The organism is Streptomyces krungchingensis (genome assembly GCF_054729265.1).
Genome location: NZ_JBPUKY010000001.1, coordinates 6,707,277 through 6,724,601, shown reverse-complemented (window position 1 = coordinate 6,724,601; position 17,325 = coordinate 6,707,277). Strand labels below are relative to the sequence as shown.

Genomic DNA, 17,325 nt, shown 5'->3' with positions numbered 1-17,325 from the left:
CGCCGCACAACACGGTGTTCACGATCACAGCAGGGTCCCGATGGTTTTTGGACCCGCCGCGACATACTCCCAGTCTTCTAACCAGGTCGCGCCCCCTCGAACCAAAGAGTCCGGCAAGCGCCAGTGGCCTGAACCATACGGTCGCATCCCGTCGCGTCCGGACGTGCCCCGCCCGCCCCGCCCGGCCTGCTCACGGGGCCGCTCGGCGGGGGAGCCTCCGCGGGCGATCAGCCGGGTACCGCGAGTTCGAACCAGACGGTCTTGCCGGCCTCCGCGAGGCGGGTGCCCCAGCGCCGCGACGATCCGGCCACCAGCTGGAGTCCGCGGCCGCTCTCGTCCTCGGCGTCGGCGGTCCGCTCGCGCGGCGGTTCGGGCAGCGGGTCGGACACCTCGACCAGCAGGGTTTCGCCCGGCAGCCCGTCGGGGCGGACGAGCCGCACTCCGATGGGGCCGGTGGCGTACCGCAGGGAATTCGTCACGAGCTCGCTGACCAGCAGGGCGGCGATGTCACCGAGCGAGTCCAGCTCCCACGTGCGCAGCTGGCTCCGGACGACGGCGCGTGCCGTGCGGACGGCACCTGGCTCCGCGGGAAAGGTCCACTCGGCGCAGTCGCCTTCGGTGTCGATCACGCTCGATCACTTCCCAGGCCAGCAACCCATGTCCGGTTTCGTGGGGTTAATGGGCACATACCCGATATCCGGGGCGGCTTACCGCCCACGGAGGCGCACTGTGGCACGAACGGCGTACGAGCCGCGAAACCCGTTCCGCCCTTTCCCTACGCCATCCGTACGAGGCGTCCGTCGCGGCGACCGGGGCACGGCCGGGGCACATCGGCACGGCCGCGCGCCGGGGCGTCACGCCTGCGCGTCCAGCCTCCGCAGCGCGCCCTTCACCGCCGGGACGTCCTGGTCCAGCCAGTCCACGTCCCAGATCTCGTCGGGAGTCAGCCAGCGCAGCTCGTCGTGGTCCTCCAGGGGCCGGGGCTCTCCGGAGAGCAGCCGGGCGGTCCACACCCGCAGGACGCATCCGGGCTTCAGGGGCCACTCGCCGGGGATCCGCTCCAGCGGTTCCGCCTCCACGCCCAGTTCCTCGCGCAATTCGCGTACGAGCGCGTGCTCGGGGGTCTCCCCCTCCTCGACCTTGCCGCCCGGCAACTCCCAGCGCCCGGCCAGCTCGGGGGGCGCACTGCGGCGCGCGGCGAGCAGGCGGCCGCCGCCGAGCAGGGCGGCTCCGACGACCACGATCCGTTCCGTCATGCGCCGGAGCCTACGGGAGCGCCGCCCCGGTCACCGGCTTCCGTTCTGCGCGATGCGCTCGACCCAGTAGAGCTGCTTGTGCCCGCGATCGTCGAGGCTGTCCGCGATCTTCTGGGCCTCCGCGCGGGTCGCGTACCTGCCGACGCGATAGCGATTGCCGTTGTCGTCCTGTCGTATGACGAGCCAGGGAAGAGTGATCGTGCCGTCGTTCATCGCGCCCCTCCACTTCCCGCCCCGGGCCCCCGTCGTGCTCCGCCCTCTAAGGAAACCGCAATCCGCATATGCCCGAGCCTACGCCTAACCTTCACGCAGCGAATACGCCTTTTCACAAAGAGGTACGCAACCAGCCAATAAGGGAGCCGGGACCGGGGGGCGCGCGCCGTGCAACGCGCTGCCGGCCGCTCCTGGTGCGCCGTCGAGCAGGGCGAAGTCCGGTCCGGGCGCGGCACTTGAGAAAGGCCAGATTCCAACCGGGCGTCACGAGATGGCCACTTGGCGGCCGGCCCGGTCGGCGCGGCAGCCCCGTCACGGCAGTGGCCACCAGGCGATTCTCGTCCCGGAAGACCCGTCCGCCACAGCGCCCGCGGGCGCCCCACGCCCCTTCACTCCCGGGCCGAATCCGGGCACTTCGCACGACGACATCCTGCCCCGGGCCCACCGCCGGTCCGTGTGTCGGCACCCCTGGGCCCACCGCCGGTCCGTGTGCCGACACCCCCGAGCCCCTCGCTGGTCCGCATGTCGGCGCCCGGCCGCCGGGACGTGCCGGCCGCGGGCGGCGGGGCGGCCGCGGGCGGCGGGGCGGCCGCGGGCGGCGGGGCGGCGCCCCGCCCGCCTGTCCCCCGGCGGCACCGTCCGGCCGGCCGCCGGAACGGCGCCCGCTACTTCACCGGCAGGTGATAGGCGATCCGGTACCGGTCCGCCGGGACGACGACGTCGGCCGTCTCCACCGGACGTCCCGACGCGTAGAACGTCCGCTGGATCACCAGGACCACATGCCCGGGGACCCCGCCGAGCGCGAGCAGTTCCTCGGCGAGGCCCGGGCGCGCTCCGACCTCCTCGGTGACGTTGTCCACGATCACGTCGATGGCGGCCATGCGCTCGACCACACCCATGCCGCCGAGCGGTCCCTCCTCGGGGAGCATGACGGGGGTGCGGCCGGTGACGGCGAGGGGTTCCCAGGACGTGGAGAGCATCATCGCCTCGCCGCCGTCCCGGTAGACGTAGTGCGTGCACATCACGCGGTCGCCGGGCCGGAGGGACAGCCGCTCGGCGATGGCGCCGCTCGCCTCGACCTGCCGGCTGTGGGACTCCCAGGTGCCGCGCGCGGCGAGGTCGGCCTGCTCCTGCCGGAAGGGGGTCGCGCCACTGTCCGGGCGGTACCCGGAGCGGGCGACACGGCGCGGCACCGGGCGCTCGCGCACATAGGTGCCCGATCCGGAGCGGCCCTCGACCAGCCCTTCGGCCATGAGCACCTTGCGCGCCTCCAGGGCCACGGTGTCCGAGACGCCGTACTCCTCGCGGATTCTCGCCTGCGAGGGGAGGCGGGTGTGCGGTGGCAGCGAACCGTCGACGATCTTCTTGCGGAGATCACCCGCGACGCGCAGATACGCCGGCTGCTCACCGAATGTCACTTAGCCGCTCCCATCAGGTTGTACAGACAGCAACAGCGTGGCAACCGTGGGTTGTGCCGTGCAAGCGAAGGCCAGAGAATCACTCGATGTGATGACGAGATCTGTACAAGGGCTTTACGCAGGCACTTTCTCCCCGCTATAGCCGCCGTCACACCTCCATGCCGGTGCCACTTCCCGCGCCGCTTCCGTCGCCGCCCTCCTCGTCCACCGCCGGTGGTGTGGTGGCGAGGCCCAGAGCCTTGCGTGCGGTGACCGTCTTCTTGGGGTCGATGAGCTTCATGGCCTTCTCGTAGTGGGCGTAGAAGGCCTCGGCGTCCTCCGCCTTCGCCGCCGCGGCCCACTCCTTCCGCGACCGGCCGATGTCCTCGACCAGCGTGGCGACCGGCTTCCCGGCGGCCGGGGCGAAGGTGTGGCCGCGCAGCCGGTCCGCCTGCCGGCCGAGCGCCTCCACGACATCGGTCGCCCACTTCTTGTGGCCGGGCAGGTCGTCCTCGACGTACTCCTCGTCGGGTGCCGCCTCCATCGCCCTGTTGAGGATCTGAGCGGCCCCCAGGTAGGCGTACTGGTCGGGGTCGAGCGTCAGGGAGTCCTTGCGCAGCGAGCCCGTCAGGCTGCCCTTCTCGTCGGTGTTGCCGAACAGGCAGGTGATCTCGCGGTCGCCGAGCCGCCAGCTCTGCGAGGTCGGGGTGAAGTAGTACACGTCGACGTCGTCCGGGACGGCCCAGGTGTCCATCGCGTAGCTGTCCTTCAGCGCGTAGCACCGCTCGTCGGCCGTCTCGGTGATCGAGCTGTCTCCGGGGTAGCCGCCGCTGTCGCGGAGTTCGAAGTCCGCGAACACCTCGGCGTCGTGCTCGCCCGTGCAGGACACCTTGTCGACGTCGTACGCCATGCCCTCCAGCGCACCGCCCGGCGCGTCGAAGCACTCGCCCTTCTCGAGCGAGAAGGCGGCGCCGCCCCCGTCGTTCGCCGCGTCGCGGAAGCCGTCCCAGAAGTCGCGGGCACCGCCGGTCGCCACCGCGACCGCGAGCAGCACGACGCCGATCGACGACATCACCATGCCGCCCACGGCCATGCCCCGGCCGCGCTCCCCCCGCTTCTTGATCTGCGCGAGCGCCACGGCCCCGAGCACGAGACCGACGGCGGGCAGGAAACAGAGGATGCCGAGCACGAGGGCGGAGATGGCGAGCCCGTTGACCGGCGCCGGACTGTTGTACGGGGAGTACCCCTGGCCCCACGACTGGTACTGCCCGGGGACTCCCGGCTGCGGGTACGCCCCGGGCTGCTGGTACGGGCCCGGTTCGCCGGCCTGCGGATACGCACCGGGCTGCGGGTACGCCCCGGGCTGTTGATACGGGCCCGGTTCACCGGGCTGCGCGTACGCCCCGGGCTGCGGGTGCGGACCTTGGGAGTGCGAGGGGTACGCGGGGTGTCCGCCCGGCGGCGTCCCTGGAGGCGGGTACTGGCCCTCGGGCTGCTGCGACCCGGGCGGCGGGGGTATGGCCACGAGTTCCCTTGCTCCTAGTCCAGGCGGGATGGAACGTGCGTACGGCTGCCAACTGGCTGGGCGCATCGTAAGCGCGCGGCGGCCGGGCGCGGAACGCGGGCACCCCGCTGCCCGCCCGTCCTGCCACGGCCTCCCCGGTCACCGCGTCTAACCTGCGGGCATGACTTCCTTGCCGGACTGCTTCTGCCCCGTGGACGGCACCCGCGTCCCCGGGGGTTCCCTCGCCTGGTGCTGCCCGGTGTGCCGCGGTCCGCTCGACCTGGACTTCGCGCCGACCCCGGCCCCCCTCAAGTCCCTGACGGGGCGGGTGAACTCGCTGTGGCGGTACGCGGAGTGCCTGCCGCTGGCCGCTCCCTCGGTCAGCCTGGGTGAGGGCCGCACCCCGCTGGTCCCGCTGCGGGACGGCATCTCGGCCAAGCTCGACTTCCTGATGCCGACCCTGTCGTTCAAGGACCGCGGGGCGGTCCTGCTGGCCGAGCTGGCGCTGCGGCTGGAGCCCCGGCGGGTGCTCGCGGACAGCAGCGGCAACGCGGGCACGGCGATCGCCGCCTACTGCGCGCGGGCCTCGCTGCCCTGCACGGTGTACGTCCCCGAGGGCACCTCGCCGAAGAAGCTGGAGCAGATCGAGGCGCACGGGGCGCGGCTGCGCGTCGTCGAGGGCGACCGTGAGGCGACGGCACGGGCGGCGCGCGAGGACGCGGACGAGCCCGGCACCTTCTACGCCTCGCACGTCTTCAACCCGTACTTCCTGCACGGCACGAAGACCTACGTCCACGAACTCTGGGAGGACCTCGGCGGACGGCTCCCCGACGTCATCGTGGTCCCCGTCGGCAACGGCACCCTGCTGCTCGGCGCCGCGCTCGCCGTGGCCGAGCTGTACACCGCGGGGCTCGTGGACCGCCGGCCCGCCCTGTACGCCGTGCAGTCCGCCGCGGTCGCACCGCTGGCGCACGCCTGGTCGAAGGGCGCGGACGACCTGATCGGCGTCACCCCCATGGCGCCCACCTTCGCCGAGGGCATCGCGATCCCGGCTCCGCCGCGAGCCCGCCAGATCCTGCGGGCGGTACGGGACTCCGGGGGCACCTTCCTGACCGTGACGGAGGATCAGATCCGCCACGCCCAGGCGGATCTGGCCTCCCGCGGACTGTACGTGGAGTCCACGGGGGTGGCCTGCTGGGCGGCCATCCGGGAGGGAGCGCTCGGGGAGCGCTCGGCCGTGGTGCCGCTGTGCGGGGCGGGACTGAAGACGGGGTTGGCGCGGGCGTGACGGACGGCGGCCCGGCGCCACCGCCGGAACGGCCCCCGGGGCGAGCGTCCCGGACCCCCGGCCGGAACGGCCCGTACCGGCCGCCGGATGCGCTCCGTGCGGCACAGGGCAGTGGGCGCCCGCGCCGTCGCCGGGTGCGCTCCGTCCGTGGGACGCCCCGGCGCGCGTACCGCTGCCCGGCGGGTGCGCGCCGCATGGTCGGACGGTGATCACCCCGCGCCGCCTCGTCCCGCTGCTCGCCGCCGCCCTGCTGCTGCCCGTCCCCGCGGCGTCCGCGGCCGACGGGCCCCGGGGCTGCGCGGAGGGTGATCCCGCCTGGTCCCCCACCGCGACGACGATCGACCCCGCGGACAGCCACCACCCCTACGTCGGGAACGGCTACCTCGGCGCCCGCGTCCCGCCCGCCGGCACCGGGTACGCGGCCACCGGCGAGAGGACGGGCTGGCCCCTCTACACCCCGCGCTACGACGGCGCGTTCGTGGCGGGGCTCTACGCCCGGGGCCCGGAGAACACGGCCGGCCGCGAGGCACTGGCGGCGCTGCCCACCTGGACGGGCCTCGACATCCGCGTCGGCGACGAGACGTACGGCGCGGGCAGCCGGACCTCGCACTACCGCCAGGCCCTCTCCCTGCGCTGCGGATACGTCCGCACCTCCCTGACCTGGACGACCGCCGACGGCCGCCGCACCGACCTGACATACGACGTGCTCACCGCCCGGGACTCCCCGCACACCGCGGCCGTACGCCTGCGCCTCACCCCGCACTGGGACGGCGAGGTCACCGTCACCGACCGCATCGACGGCCGCGGGGCCCGGCGTCTCACGCAGACGGGCATGGTCCGCTCCGGCCGCCGCACCACGGGAGTGACGTTCCGCGCGGACGGCACCGCGGTGGACGGCGCGGTGGTGTCCACGCTGGACGCGCCCCGACGCCCGCGGCGGGCCACCGCACACGGCACGCTCGGCGCGGACCGGCCGGCGACGTTCCAGGTCCGCGCGGGCCACGCCGCCGACGTCACCAAGTACGTCGGCGTCGACACCTCGCTCACCGCGCACGATCCCCGCGACGCGGCCCGCAGGGCCTCACTGCGCGCCGCGGACCGCGGCTGGGACGCGCTCGTCGCGGCGCACACCGCGGCCTGGCGGGCGTTGTGGAGCGCGGACATCGAGGTGCCGGGCCACCCGGACATCCAGCTGTGGACGCGTTCGGCGCAGTACGGCCTGCTGTCCGCGCTGCGGGCCGGAGCCCGCGACAGCGTCGCACCGGCCGGGCTGACGAGCGACAACTACGCGGGCATGGTCTTCTGGGACGCCGAGACGTGGATGTTTCCGCCGCTGCTCGCCACCCGGCCCGAACTCGCCCGCCCCGTGGTCGAGTACCGCTACCGCACGCGCGGCGCGGCGGCCGACAACGCGCACAGGACCGCCGTCCAGGGGCTGTTCTATCCGTGGACGAGCGCGCGACACGGCCGGCTGTGGACCGAGTGCCAGAGCTGGAACCCGCCGCACTGCCTCACCCAGAACCACCTCCAGGGCGACATCGCGCTGGCCGTCTGGCAGTACTACCTCGCGACCGGCGACCGCGCGTGGCTGCGCACGCACGGCTGGCCGCTGCTCAAGGGCCTCGCGGAGTACTGGACTTCGCGGGCCACGGCGAACACCGACGGCTCGTACTCCGTCAAGGGGGTCGCCGGGCCGGACGAGTACAGCAACGGCGTCGACGACGGCGTGTACACGAACGGCGTCGCGGCCACCGCCCTGCGCGCCGCGACCCGCGCGGCGGCTCTCCTCGGCACACCCGCCGCCCCCGAGTGGGCCGAGGTCGCGGGCCGGCTGCGCATGCCGTACGACCCGGAGCGCAGGATCTTCCTCCAGTACGCGGGGTACGACGGGTCACGGATCAAGCAGGCGGACACCGTTCTGCTGATCTACCCGCTGGAGTGGCCGATGCCCGAGGGCGCCGCGTCCGCGACCCTCGACCACTACACGGCGCGCACCGATCCGGACGGCCCCGCGATGACCGACTCGGTGCACGCGATCGACGCGGCCGCGATCGGCGAACCGGGCTGCGCCGCGTACACCTTCCTCCAGCGCGCCTACCGGCCCTTCGCCCGCGGCCCGTTCGCCCTCTTCTCCGAGGCGCGCGGCGACAAGGCGGGCGCGGGCGACTCCCTCGCGGGCTCCCCGGCCCAGGACTTCCTCACCGGCAAGGGCGGCTTCCTCCAGATCTTCACCCACGGGCTGACGGGGCTGCGGCTGCGCGAGGACGCCCTGCGCCTCGATCCGCTGCTCCCGCCCCAACTGTCCGCCGGGGTACGCCTGTCGGGCCTGCGCTGGCGCGGCCGTACGTACGACGTCGCCATCGGGCCCAGGACCACGACCGTCCGGCTGCGCTCCGGCGCCCCCTTCACCCTGGAGACGCCCGAAGGGCGCCGCACGCTCACCGGCACCACCACCCTCAGGACCCGCCGTCCCGACCTCGCCCCGACCGCCGACCTCGCCCGCTGCCGCAAGGTGACGGCCACCTCGTCGGAGCCCGGCCTCTACCCGGAGGCGGCGGTGGACGGCAACGCGGCGACCGCGTGGGCGCCGGACACCGACCGGGCCTCCCTCACGGTCGACCTCGGACGCGTGACCCAGGTCGGGTCGGTCCGGCCCACCTGGACGACGCGGCCCGCTTCGGCCCGTGTCGACGTCTCGGCGGACGGGCGGACCTGGCACGCGCCCGACGGCGGCGCGGCCCGGTACGTACGCGTGAGCGTGCAGGGGTCCGCGGGGCTCGCCGCACTGGACGTCCGGCGCTGACGGCGGAACGGGGACCTGAACCAAGGGGGCCCAGGCGGTCTAGGGAGCCCAGGCCGGCTAGGGGCGTTCCTTCTCCAGGAGTGCGACGCACCTGCCGACGAGTCCGACGAGCGTCGCGCGCTCCTCGTCGGTGAACTCGGCGGCGAGGGCGCGTTCGACCCGCACCGCGCGGGCGTCCGCGTCGGCCAGGACCGAGCGTCCCTCTTCCGTGAGCCGGGTCTCCAGCACGTTCTTGTGCCACTCGTGCGGAGTGCGCTCGATGAGCCCGCGGTCCTGGAGGTTCTTCAGGACCGTGTTCATGGTCGGGGGCGTGACCGCGCACAGGCGGGCCAGGGCCGCTGCCGAGATGCCGGGGTTGGCGCCGAGGTGGAGCAGCGCCGAGTACTGGGCGACGGTCACGCCCGCCGGTTTGAGGACCGCGGTCTTGGTCGCGTTGAGAGCCTGTTCGGCGCGCTTGAGGTGGGAGCCGAGGCGCTCGGACACGGGCATGGACGTCATCTCCGCATGGTAGCGGCGCACCGTACAGGCGAAACGAAGATGAGCATCCACTCGTCAATAAATACATTGACGATGATTAGAGCTCTAACATAGATTCGCATGCGTTGCTCACCGCCAGATGCTCGTCGCCCTTTGCTCCCTGCTCCTTGCCCGTGCCGTGGAATTCGAGAAGCCGACCGAGAGGCACCGTCGTGTCCCGTCCGATCCAGCACCCTCCGCTCCTGGACCACACCCGTCACGCACTTCGGGAGAGCCCCTCCCGGCAGCCCTCCTCGCTGCCGCGCCGTTCGTTCCTGGCCGCCGCCGCCTCGACCGTGGCCGCGGTCGCCGTCGCCACACCGGCCGCGGCCTCCGCGCGCCGGGCCTCCGCCCCGGCCGCCGCTCGCGTCTCCACCGCCTTCGCGCTGCCCGGCGACGGCGTCTATCCCGAGGGCATCGCGGCCGACCCGCGGACCGGAGACCTGTACGTGGGCTCGTACACCACCGGTGCCGTGTACCGGGCGGCACCCGGGCGCCGCACCGCCGACGTCTTCCTGCCCGCCGGCGCGGACGGCCGGAACACCGCCAACGGGCTGAAGGCCGACGCGGCGGGACGCCTCTGGGTGACCGACTCGACCGCCGGCGTCGACGTGTACGACCTGCGGACCCGCGCGCTGCTCGCCCGTTTCGACGTGCCCGGCGACGCGCCGCGCTTCGTCAACGACCTGGCGATCGCAGCGGACGGCACCGTGTTCCTGACGGACAGCGTGCGCGAGGTCGTCCATCGGGTCACCCCGGCCGACCTGGCACGCGCCGTGGCGCGCGGCGGCCGCGGCGAACTCACCACCGCGTACGACCTCGGCGGCGTCGTGGCACCCCACCCCGCGGGCACCTTCACCCTGAACGGCATCGTCGCCCGTGGCCGCCACCTGTTCGTCGTCGACATGACCGCGGGCGCCCTCCACCGGGTGGACCTCGTCGACGGTTCCCTACGACAGGTCACCCTGCACGGGGGCGACCTGGTGAACGGCGACGGCCTGGAACTCGTGGGCGGCACGCTGTGGGCCGCCCAGAACAGGACCGACACCGTCAGCCGCTGGCACCTTTCGGCGGACGGCACCTCGGCCCGCCTGGAGCGGAGCGTCACGGACCCGGCGCTCCAGATCCCGACCACCCTGGTCCGCCACCGCGGCCGCACGCTCGTCGTCCGCTCCCAGTTCGACAAGGGCGGGCCGATGGGGCCGGGCACACCCGAGACGCCCTTCACCGTGGCTCAGGTGCACGGGATCTGAAGTGCACGGGATCTGAGGGGCACTCAGCCTCCGGGCCCGGGTGCACGGGATCTGAGGGGCACGGGATGTGAGGGGCACTCAGCCTCCGGCGGCCAGCCGCCGCTGTTCCTCCTCGACGATGCGCCGGGCCAGCCCGCCGTCCGAGACGTCGATCGCGTCCGGGGTCGCCTCCGCCGTGTCGCTACGGCGGGCGTACGCGTCGAACAGGCGGTCCTTGTCGCGCAGGATGTGCAGGAGCCGGTCGTCCACGCTGTCCGCGGCGAGCAGCCGGTGCACCTGGACCGAACGGACCTGCCCCATGCGGTGGGCACGGGCCACGGCCTGGTGCTCCAGGGTCGGCTTCACCTGCGGTTCGCAGAGCACGACCACGGACGCCGCCTGGAGATTGAGGCCGACGCCGCCGGCCTCGATCTGGCAGAGCAGTACGGCGTGCCCGTCCGTCGCCGCGAACTCGTCGACGAGCCGCTGGCGTCGGGCGGCGGGCACGCTCCCGGTGACCGGCCCGAACACGCGACCGCCGTCGGCTTCCCGGCCCGGCCCGCCGCCCGGGGCCGCGGAACCGGCCACGCTGTCGGGGCCGGACTCCTCGGGGGTCGCGTCGGCGCCCTCCTCCAGAGCCTGCCGGACGGTGGCGAGCACATCGCGGAAGTACGAGAACACGACCACCTTCAGCCCGTTCCCCGCCGCCTCCGAGACCAGCTCCCGCAGCCGCTGGAGCTTCGCGGACCTCTCCGCGTCCACGTACGCCGCCCTGCGCATCGCCATGAAGTTCCCCGCCTCGACGGCCTCCCGGTACGCCTGCCGGTCGGCCGCGCTGAACTCCTCCCACTCGTCGACGTGCAGCAGCGCGGGGAGTTCGGTGAGCACGTCCTGCTGGTTGCGGCGCAGATAGGCGGGTGCGACGGAACGGCGGAAGGCGTGCGGGCCCGCCGCCGCGCTGCTCCCGTGGATCTCCGGCAGCAGCTCGGGGCGGAGGTGGCGCACGAGAGTGCGGAACTCCTCGACGCGGTTCTCCATCGGTGTGCCGGTGAGGAACAGGACGCGGTCGCACCGGCCGGTCCAGGCCGCGACGGCCCGGGAGCGGCGGGTGTCCGGGTTCTTCACGTAGTGCGCCTCGTCGACGACGAGCATGCCCGGCGCCGCGCCGTCCGGAGCGGGCAGCGTGTGCAGCACGTCGTACGTGGTGATCGCGACGCCGCCGGTCTCCCGCCACTCGGCGTACGCGTCCTGCCGGTCCGCGCCGTGCACCGGGAGCGCGCGCAGGGTGCTGCGCGCGCGGATCTCCCTGGTCCAGTTGATCAGCACGCTGGCCGGGCACACCACCAGGAAGTGGCTGTCGCCCCGCCCCGCGAGATGGGCGAGCGCCGCGACGGCCTGGACGGTCTTGCCCAGCCCCATCTCGTCGCCGAGGACGACTCGGCGCTGCGCGAGCGCGAACCGGGCTCCGAAGGACTGGTAACCACGCAGCGAGACCCGGCGGTGGGTGTCGTCGAGCGGCTGCGCGTGGACGCGCTCGGCGATCGCGGACGGCAGGAAGCCCTCGGCGGCCTCGACGTCCCCCGCTACCCCGGGGCGGTCGGAGATCTCGGCGAGCTGGCTGTAGTACTCCGTGGAGCGCAGTTCGAAGTCGACCCACGCCTCGATGTCGGAGGCCGGTTCGCGCAGCAGGTCGGTGGCGGCCTGCGCGAGCAGCAGGCGTACGTCCCTGGCGGCGGCGTCCGCGGCCAGTTCGCGGATCTCGGCGACGGCCGCGAGCGCGTCCCGGCGCCGGCTGCGCCCCGCGAAGGCCATGCGGAGCCGTCCGCCGGCGGGGCGGGCGGCGGGCAGCAGCACCCCGAGCCGCCCGTCGAGCCGCCGGGCCGCGTCGACCGCCCGGCGCAGCTCGGGCCCGGCCTCGACCAGCCGGCCCAGGGCCATGACCAGCGCGGTGGTGCGGGGCTCGGGGTGGTCCACGTCGATCCGTACGGACACGGTCTCCTCGACCGCGCGGGCGATCTGCCGGGCGGCGGCGAGCGCCTGGTCGGCGGTCTGGGCGCCGACCCCCGGGATCTGCCGCAGTTCGTAGCGGCTCGCCTCGTGCACCGCGCGCACCGAGCCGAGGCCGGCCGCCTCGACGGCCGCGAGACGCAGTCGCCCCTCGGTGACGTCCTTCAGCCGTGAGACCGGGATGGACTCCAGTTCCTGGGCGACGAGTTCGGCGCGGAGCGGCGCCAGGGCCGTACGCACCGCCTCCACGGCGCGGGTGTGGTCGGCGAGGACGGTGCGTGCGGCCTCGTACAGCCCCGCGCCCTCGGCGAGCAGCTCGCGCGCCGCGCGCCCGACGGACGGCGGGCCGCCCGCCGCCGCTTCCGCCTCGCCCCGCGCCATGACACCCCCCGCGCCTGCGCCCACACCGCTCCGTACGCACCGATGCGCGCATCCTTCCACGCGGCGCCGACAGTCCCGCGGGGACGGGCGCGACGCCGGCCGGCCCCGTCCCCGCGCCCGCCCGGGCAGCCCCAGCTCGGTCGCACCGTCGACGATCTCGTGGCCCGGCCCTCGCCGAGTCGCTACCGTTGAACCATGACCGCACTGCCCGACTGGATGCGCCCACCGCGTGCGGAAGGCTGGTTCGCGGAGGACCTGGACCGCCTCCCCGAGGCACCCCGCCACACCGAGCTCATCGACGGAGCACTCGTCTTCATGATGTCGCCGCAGAGGTGGTGGCACGGCCACCTCGTCACCATGCTCACGCTTGCCCTCATGGAACAGGCCCCCTCGGACACCCGGGTCAGCCGCGAGATGACCATAAGGCTGGACGACCGCAATCGACCGGAACCGGACCTGCTGGTGACGACAGCCGACTTCGACGGCAACCGCACTTGGTTCGCGCCGGAGGAAGTACGACTCGTCATCGAGGTCGTCTCCCCCGAGTCCGCCCACCGCGACCGCACCGTCAAGCTCCGCAAGTACGCGGAGGCAGGCATCCCGCACTATTGGTGCATCGAGGATGAAAGCGGCGCACCTGTCGTGCACGTCTACGAACTCGACGGACCGACCGGCCGCTACGCGCCCGCGGGCATCTTCCGGGGAGCCCTGGAGCGCCCCGTGCCCTTCGAGATCAGCCTTGACCTCGACAAGCTCACCCCGCCGAGGGGCAAGTAGGGGTCGGCGTCGACGGAACGCGGAGGCCGGGATCTCACCGACTCCCGTGCCTCACCTGCCATCCGCCCCTCACAGCGGCCAAGCGGTCAGCAGATCGCCGGGGCCGTAGGCGGCATCGAGGCCCGGACAGTCGACTCCGCTGCGCGAGACCGCCACGACGGGAACAGGTTCGTCGGTGAGGGCGGCGCGGTGGCGGTGGAGAGCTGCCAGGTCGTGCCGGTCGAAGGGCGACTGCTCCAGCCACTTGACGGAGCCGACGAAGAGCAGCTCCTTGGCAATGGGGGCGCGATCCGCCCCGACGATGTCGATCTCGACGTCGTTGGTGCGGCTCCAGTAGCCGCCCACTGCGGGGGCCGCGGGCAGCCGGTCATCGGGCAGTATCCGCGCCAGAGCCTCGCGGACAAGGGGCTCGACGGCCCGGCCGCGCCAGCTGGTCCAGCTCTCCCGGATCCGCGCCAGCGTCAGATCGCCCCGCCCCCGTTCGATCTCCTCCATGGACGGGCCGAGCAGGTGCAGCCAGAACCGCAGGTAGGGATCCGTCACCCGGTAGCGGCGGTCCTTCGAGGGACGCAGCGATACAGGCAGTTCCCCAGCGACAATTCGTTTGCCCGTGAGCAGCTCCAAGGCTCGCTGCAGCGGCGTGGCGCCGATCCCACCGGCTGCACGGGCGATGTTGGTGAAGGTCCGCTCGCCACTTCCGATGGCCGCCAGCACCGTACGCGCCTGGGCCTGCGGAGGGAATTCGGCAGCCAGCGAGCGCTCGGCCGACACCAGCAGGGCCGAAACCGGGTCACTCAGCGCCTCACCGAGGAAGTCCCACAGCCCCGCGCCGCGCGGCCACTCCGCGCAGATCAGCGGCAGCCCGCCGGTGACCAGCGCGGCGTCGAAGGCTTCCGCCGGATCCAGGCCAAGCATCTGCCCCACCTCGGCGGGGTTCAGCGGTCCCAGCACCATCTCCCGGCCGCGCTGATGGAAAGGTCGTCCGTAGCTGTTCAGCGCCTCCATCATCGACAGATCGGAGCCGATGAGGACCAGCAGCACCGGCTTGGTCTCCAGCATCCGATCCCAGGACCGCTGCAGCATCCCCTCAAAGGCGCCGGCAGTATCCATCAGGTACGGCACTTCATCGATGACCAGCACGCTCGCCCGGTCGGCGGGCAGCGCCGCAGCCAGCACGTCGAATGCGGCATCCCAGCTCTCCGGCCGCGCGGCGGCCACCAGACCCGCCAGCGGAAGCGTCGAGGCTCGGGCGTCCCGGGCCAGCCGTGCCAGATCATCCCTGGGGGACGCACCCGTCGCCGCGTAGAACAGGAACGGGACGCCGGAGCGCTCCGCAAACCGCTCGACCAGTCGCGACTTGCCCACTCGGCGCCGCCCGCGCAACATCACGCATCGACCGGGCCGCTCCCCGCCAACCCCTGCCGCCACCTTCTGCAGCTCTCGCTCCAGCGTCGCCAGCTCCTGGCGACGGCCTACGAAATCCACCACGTCCGCCGGCCTCCACGGATGACACCAACAATGATGTTACTAACATTCACGTTAGCATCTCCGACCCCCGAGTCCCTGTTCCCCACAATCCCAGCACGGTACGGATGACCAGGGACGATGACAGGTGACGAGGGGGCAGCCATCCCAGCACGGAAAAAAAGCCAAGGGCCCGACTCCGAAGAGCCGGACCCCACCTGAGCTGGATATGTGCCGGACCAGCGACGTGGTGATACGTCAGCCACTACACGTTGAAGCGGAACTCCACCACGTCGCCGTCCTGCATGACGTAGTCCTTGCCCTCCATGCGGGCCTTGCCCTTGGCGCGGGCCTCGGCGACCGAGCCGGTCTCCACGAGGTCCCCGAAGGAGATGACCTCGGCCTTGATGAAGCCCTTCTGGAAGTCGGTGTGGATGACACCGGCGGCCTCGGGGGCGGTGGCGCCCTTCTTGATGGTCCAGGCCCGGGACTCCTTGGGGCCCGCCGTCAGGTAGGTCTGGAGGCCGAGCGTGTTGAAGCCGACCCGGGCGAGGGTGGCGAGGCCCGGCTCCTCCGCGCCCACGGACTCCAGCAGCTCCATGGCGTCCTCCTCGTCGAGCTCGGCGAGGTCCGCCTCCAGCTTGGCGTTGAGGAAGATCGCCTCGGCGGGGGCGACCAGGGCGCGCTGCTCGGCCTTGAAGTCCTCGTCGACCAGTTCGTCCTCGTCCACGTTGAAGACGTAGAGGAACGGCTTGGTGGTGAGCAGGTGCAGGTCGTGCAGCAGCTCCTCGTTGCCGGAGCCCTGGACGATGCCCGCGGAGAACAGCGTGTCGCCCTTCTCCAGGATCTCCTTCGCCGCCTCGACGGCCGCGACCTTGGGGGCGATGTCCTTCTTGATGCGCGACTCCTTCTGGAGGCGCGGCAGGACCTTCTCGATCGTCTGGAGGTCCGCGAGGATCAGCTCGGTGTTGATCGTCTCGATGTCGTCCTTGGGGGAGACCTTGCCGTCCACGTGGACGACGTTCTCGTCCTTGAAGGCGCGGATGACCTGGCAGATCGCGTCCGACTCGCGGATGTTCGCGAGGAACTTGTTGCCCAGGCCCTCGCCCTCGGAGGCGCCGCGCACGATGCCGGCGATGTCGACGAAGTCGACGGTCGCCGGGAGGACGCGCTGCGAGGCGAAGATCTCGGCCAACTTCGTGAGCCGGGTGTCCGGGACGCCGACCACGCCCACGTTGGGCTCGATCGTGGCGAACGGGTAGTTGGCCGCGAGCACGTCGTTCTTGGTCAGGGCGTTGAACAGGGTCGACTTGCCGACATTGGGCAGACCGACGATTCCGATCGTGAGCGACACGTTGCGACTTCCCGTACGTGAGGATGGTGTGGAGTGCGGACCGGGCCGCGTGGCCCCGGACCTCCTGGCTGACATGACCGACGTGGCGATGCGCGGGCCGATCCACCAGTCTACGGCGTGCCGGGGGCCCGGACCGGCGGCGTATCGAACGCTTGGCCAAGCTCTTCTCATCGGCGTGTCTGTGGGGCCATTCGGCACATAAACCGACCTAAGTTGGTCCAGTGGAGCAACACAGGACGCGTCCCCCTCAGTACAGGCCGCGGCGCGGCATGCCCGTTCCGGCGCAGACGGGGCGTGGCGGGGCCGACGCGGTCCGGCGGACCGCGCCCGTGGTGCGACGGCCCCCGCCGCCCCGGGCCCCCGCGGCGCGACGCCTGCCGAACCCCCGGCTCACAGGGCTGGGCACCGGGCTGTTCTGTGGCGTGACGATGTTCGCGCTGGCCTGCCTCGACCAGTTGCTGTTCGGGGCGTCGATGGTGGTGTACGGGGTGCTGTTCCTGCCGGTGTGCGCGCTGACCGCGGTATGGGTACGGCGGGGGGACCTGGCGACGGCACCCGTCGTCGTCCCCATCGCCTTCACCTTCGGACTGCTGCCCGTCGCCGACGACAGCGGCGGCCGGCTCGGGGGCCGGTTCATGGGCCTGGTCACCGCGCTGGCCCTCCAGGCGGGCTGGCTGTACGGGGGGACGCTGGTCGCGGGTCTGATCGTGACCTTCCGCAAGGTGCGGCTGATGAGCCGCCGTGCGGCGCAGCGGCGGGCGGCCCGCCGCCCGGTCTGACCCCGCCGGGCCCCGAGCGCATGCCGGGTCCGGCCTCTTGGCCCACCGCGAACCCGGACGCAGGTACGGTCCGTGCCGCTCTCCGCCCACCCCGAACCCGGTCGTACGCGGCGGAGCCCTTCACCGCCTCTGGGTGACCCCGAACCCGGGCGCATGCGCGGTCCGTGTCGCTCTCCGACCGCCATGAACCCGGGCACATGCCAGGTCGGAGTCCCCCGACGCCCCCGGGCGACCCGAACCCGGCGCAGGCGCCGTCGGAGTCCCTCACCGCCCACCGTGAACGCGGGCGCACACCCGGTCCCCATCCCCCGCCTGCTCTCCGGGCGACCGCCTCGGCCCCGGTCTGCCGTCGCG

The 17,325-nt window shown here is 72.9% G+C and carries 14 protein-coding genes; 5 read left to right on the top strand and 9 right to left on the bottom strand.

The genetic code is table 11. The annotated features are described in order from the left end of the window. Positions 1-227 precede the first annotated feature (227 nt). The 5 genes from ACSYGO_RS29645 to ACSYGO_RS29625 form a co-directional block, all read right to left on the bottom strand. The gene (locus ACSYGO_RS29645; protein WP_426680089.1) at positions 228-629 is read right to left on the bottom strand and encodes an ATP-binding protein; all 402 of its coding nucleotides are present in this window, start codon (positions 627-629) and stop codon (positions 228-230) included. A gap of 225 nt (positions 630-854) precedes the next feature. Beyond that, on the bottom strand, positions 855-1,256 hold the full coding sequence (locus ACSYGO_RS29640) for a (deoxy)nucleoside triphosphate pyrophosphohydrolase (RefSeq protein ID WP_426680090.1): 402 nt from the start codon (positions 1,254-1,256) through the stop codon (positions 855-857). A 30-nt stretch (positions 1,257-1,286) separates the two neighbouring features. Then, on the bottom strand, positions 1,287-1,469 hold the full coding sequence (locus ACSYGO_RS29635) for an SPOR domain-containing protein (RefSeq protein WP_101400465.1): 183 nt from the start codon (positions 1,467-1,469) through the stop codon (positions 1,287-1,289). 665 nt (positions 1,470-2,134) lie between these two features. Beyond that, positions 2,135-2,887: a GntR family transcriptional regulator gene (locus tag ACSYGO_RS29630; protein ID WP_426680091.1), complete on the bottom strand. Its 753-nt coding sequence runs from the start codon at positions 2,885-2,887 to the stop codon at positions 2,135-2,137. A gap of 148 nt (positions 2,888-3,035) precedes the next feature. Continuing rightward, positions 3,036-4,391, bottom strand: coding sequence for a DUF4190 domain-containing protein (locus ACSYGO_RS29625; protein WP_460388286.1), 1,356 nt, complete (start codon positions 4,389-4,391; stop codon positions 3,036-3,038). 160 nt (positions 4,392-4,551) lie between these two features. On the opposite strand from ACSYGO_RS29625, the gene ACSYGO_RS29620 reads away from it, so the two are divergent. After that, a complete protein-coding gene (locus ACSYGO_RS29620; protein ID WP_460388284.1) occupies positions 4,552-5,658 on the top strand; it encodes a threonine synthase in 1,107 nt (368 codons plus the stop codon). 205 nt (positions 5,659-5,863) lie between these two features. Then, positions 5,864-8,461, top strand: coding sequence for a glycosyl hydrolase family 65 protein (locus tag ACSYGO_RS29615; RefSeq protein WP_460388282.1), 2,598 nt, complete (start codon positions 5,864-5,866; stop codon positions 8,459-8,461). A gap of 57 nt (positions 8,462-8,518) precedes the next feature. On the opposite strand, the gene ACSYGO_RS29610 is transcribed toward ACSYGO_RS29615, so the two are convergent. Next, entirely contained in the window at positions 8,519-8,959 is a 441-nt protein-coding gene (locus ACSYGO_RS29610) for a MarR family winged helix-turn-helix transcriptional regulator (protein WP_426680095.1), read from the bottom strand. 191 nt (positions 8,960-9,150) lie between these two features. On the opposite strand from ACSYGO_RS29610, the gene ACSYGO_RS29605 reads away from it, so the two are divergent. Then, positions 9,151-10,230 carry an SMP-30/gluconolactonase/LRE family protein gene (locus tag ACSYGO_RS29605; RefSeq protein WP_460388280.1) on the top strand — a complete coding sequence of 360 codons (1,080 nt, stop codon included), beginning with the start codon at positions 9,151-9,153 and terminating at the stop codon, positions 10,228-10,230. Positions 10,231-10,308: 78 nt separating this feature from the next. On the opposite strand, the gene ACSYGO_RS29600 is transcribed toward ACSYGO_RS29605, so the two are convergent. After that, entirely contained in the window at positions 10,309-12,597 is a 2,289-nt protein-coding gene (locus ACSYGO_RS29600) for a DEAD/DEAH box helicase (protein ID WP_460388278.1), read from the bottom strand. Between the two features lie 195 nt (positions 12,598-12,792). On the opposite strand from ACSYGO_RS29600, the gene ACSYGO_RS29595 reads away from it, so the two are divergent. Next, the gene (locus tag ACSYGO_RS29595; RefSeq protein WP_435228084.1) at positions 12,793-13,374 is read left to right on the top strand and encodes a Uma2 family endonuclease; all 582 of its coding nucleotides are present in this window, start codon (positions 12,793-12,795) and stop codon (positions 13,372-13,374) included. A gap of 69 nt (positions 13,375-13,443) precedes the next feature. Here ACSYGO_RS29595 and ACSYGO_RS29590 read toward each other — a convergent pair whose 3' ends face one another. Next, a complete protein-coding gene (locus ACSYGO_RS29590) occupies positions 13,444-14,862 on the bottom strand; it encodes an ATP-binding protein (RefSeq protein WP_426680099.1) in 1,419 nt (472 codons plus the stop codon). Positions 14,863-15,103: 241 nt separating this feature from the next. Continuing rightward, on the bottom strand, positions 15,104-16,192 hold the full coding sequence (ychF, locus tag ACSYGO_RS29585; RefSeq protein ID WP_426680100.1) for a redox-regulated ATPase YchF: 1,089 nt from the start codon (positions 16,190-16,192) through the stop codon (positions 15,104-15,106). Positions 16,193-16,461: 269 nt separating this feature from the next. Between ychF and ACSYGO_RS29580 the strand changes: the two genes are divergently transcribed. Beyond that, positions 16,462-16,971 (top strand): DUF6542 domain-containing protein, encoded by a 510-nt coding sequence (locus tag ACSYGO_RS29580; protein WP_460388275.1) that lies wholly within the window; start codon positions 16,462-16,464, stop codon positions 16,969-16,971. The last annotated feature ends 354 nt before the right edge of the window (positions 16,972-17,325 follow it).

Excerpts from the sequence above, each read along its gene's own strand:
- ACSYGO_RS29600 (WP_460388278.1), bottom strand. The coding sequence starts at position 12,597 with ATGGCGCGGGGCGAGGCGGAAGCGGCGGCGGGCGGCCCGCCGTCCGTC.
- ACSYGO_RS29610 (WP_426680095.1), bottom strand. The coding sequence starts at position 8,959 with ATGACGTCCATGCCCGTGTCCGAGCGCCTCGGCTCCCACCTCAAGCGC.
- ACSYGO_RS29620 (WP_460388284.1), top strand. The coding sequence starts at position 4,552 with ATGACTTCCTTGCCGGACTGCTTCTGCCCCGTGGACGGCACCCGCGTC.
- ACSYGO_RS29595 (WP_435228084.1), top strand. The coding sequence starts at position 12,793 with ATGACCGCACTGCCCGACTGGATGCGCCCACCGCGTGCGGAAGGCTGG.
- ACSYGO_RS29640 (WP_426680090.1), bottom strand. The coding sequence starts at position 1,256 with ATGACGGAACGGATCGTGGTCGTCGGAGCCGCCCTGCTCGGCGGCGGC.
- ACSYGO_RS29580 (WP_460388275.1), top strand. The coding sequence starts at position 16,462 with ATGCCCGTTCCGGCGCAGACGGGGCGTGGCGGGGCCGACGCGGTCCGG.
- ACSYGO_RS29635 (WP_101400465.1), bottom strand. The coding sequence starts at position 1,469 with ATGAACGACGGCACGATCACTCTTCCCTGGCTCGTCATACGACAGGAC.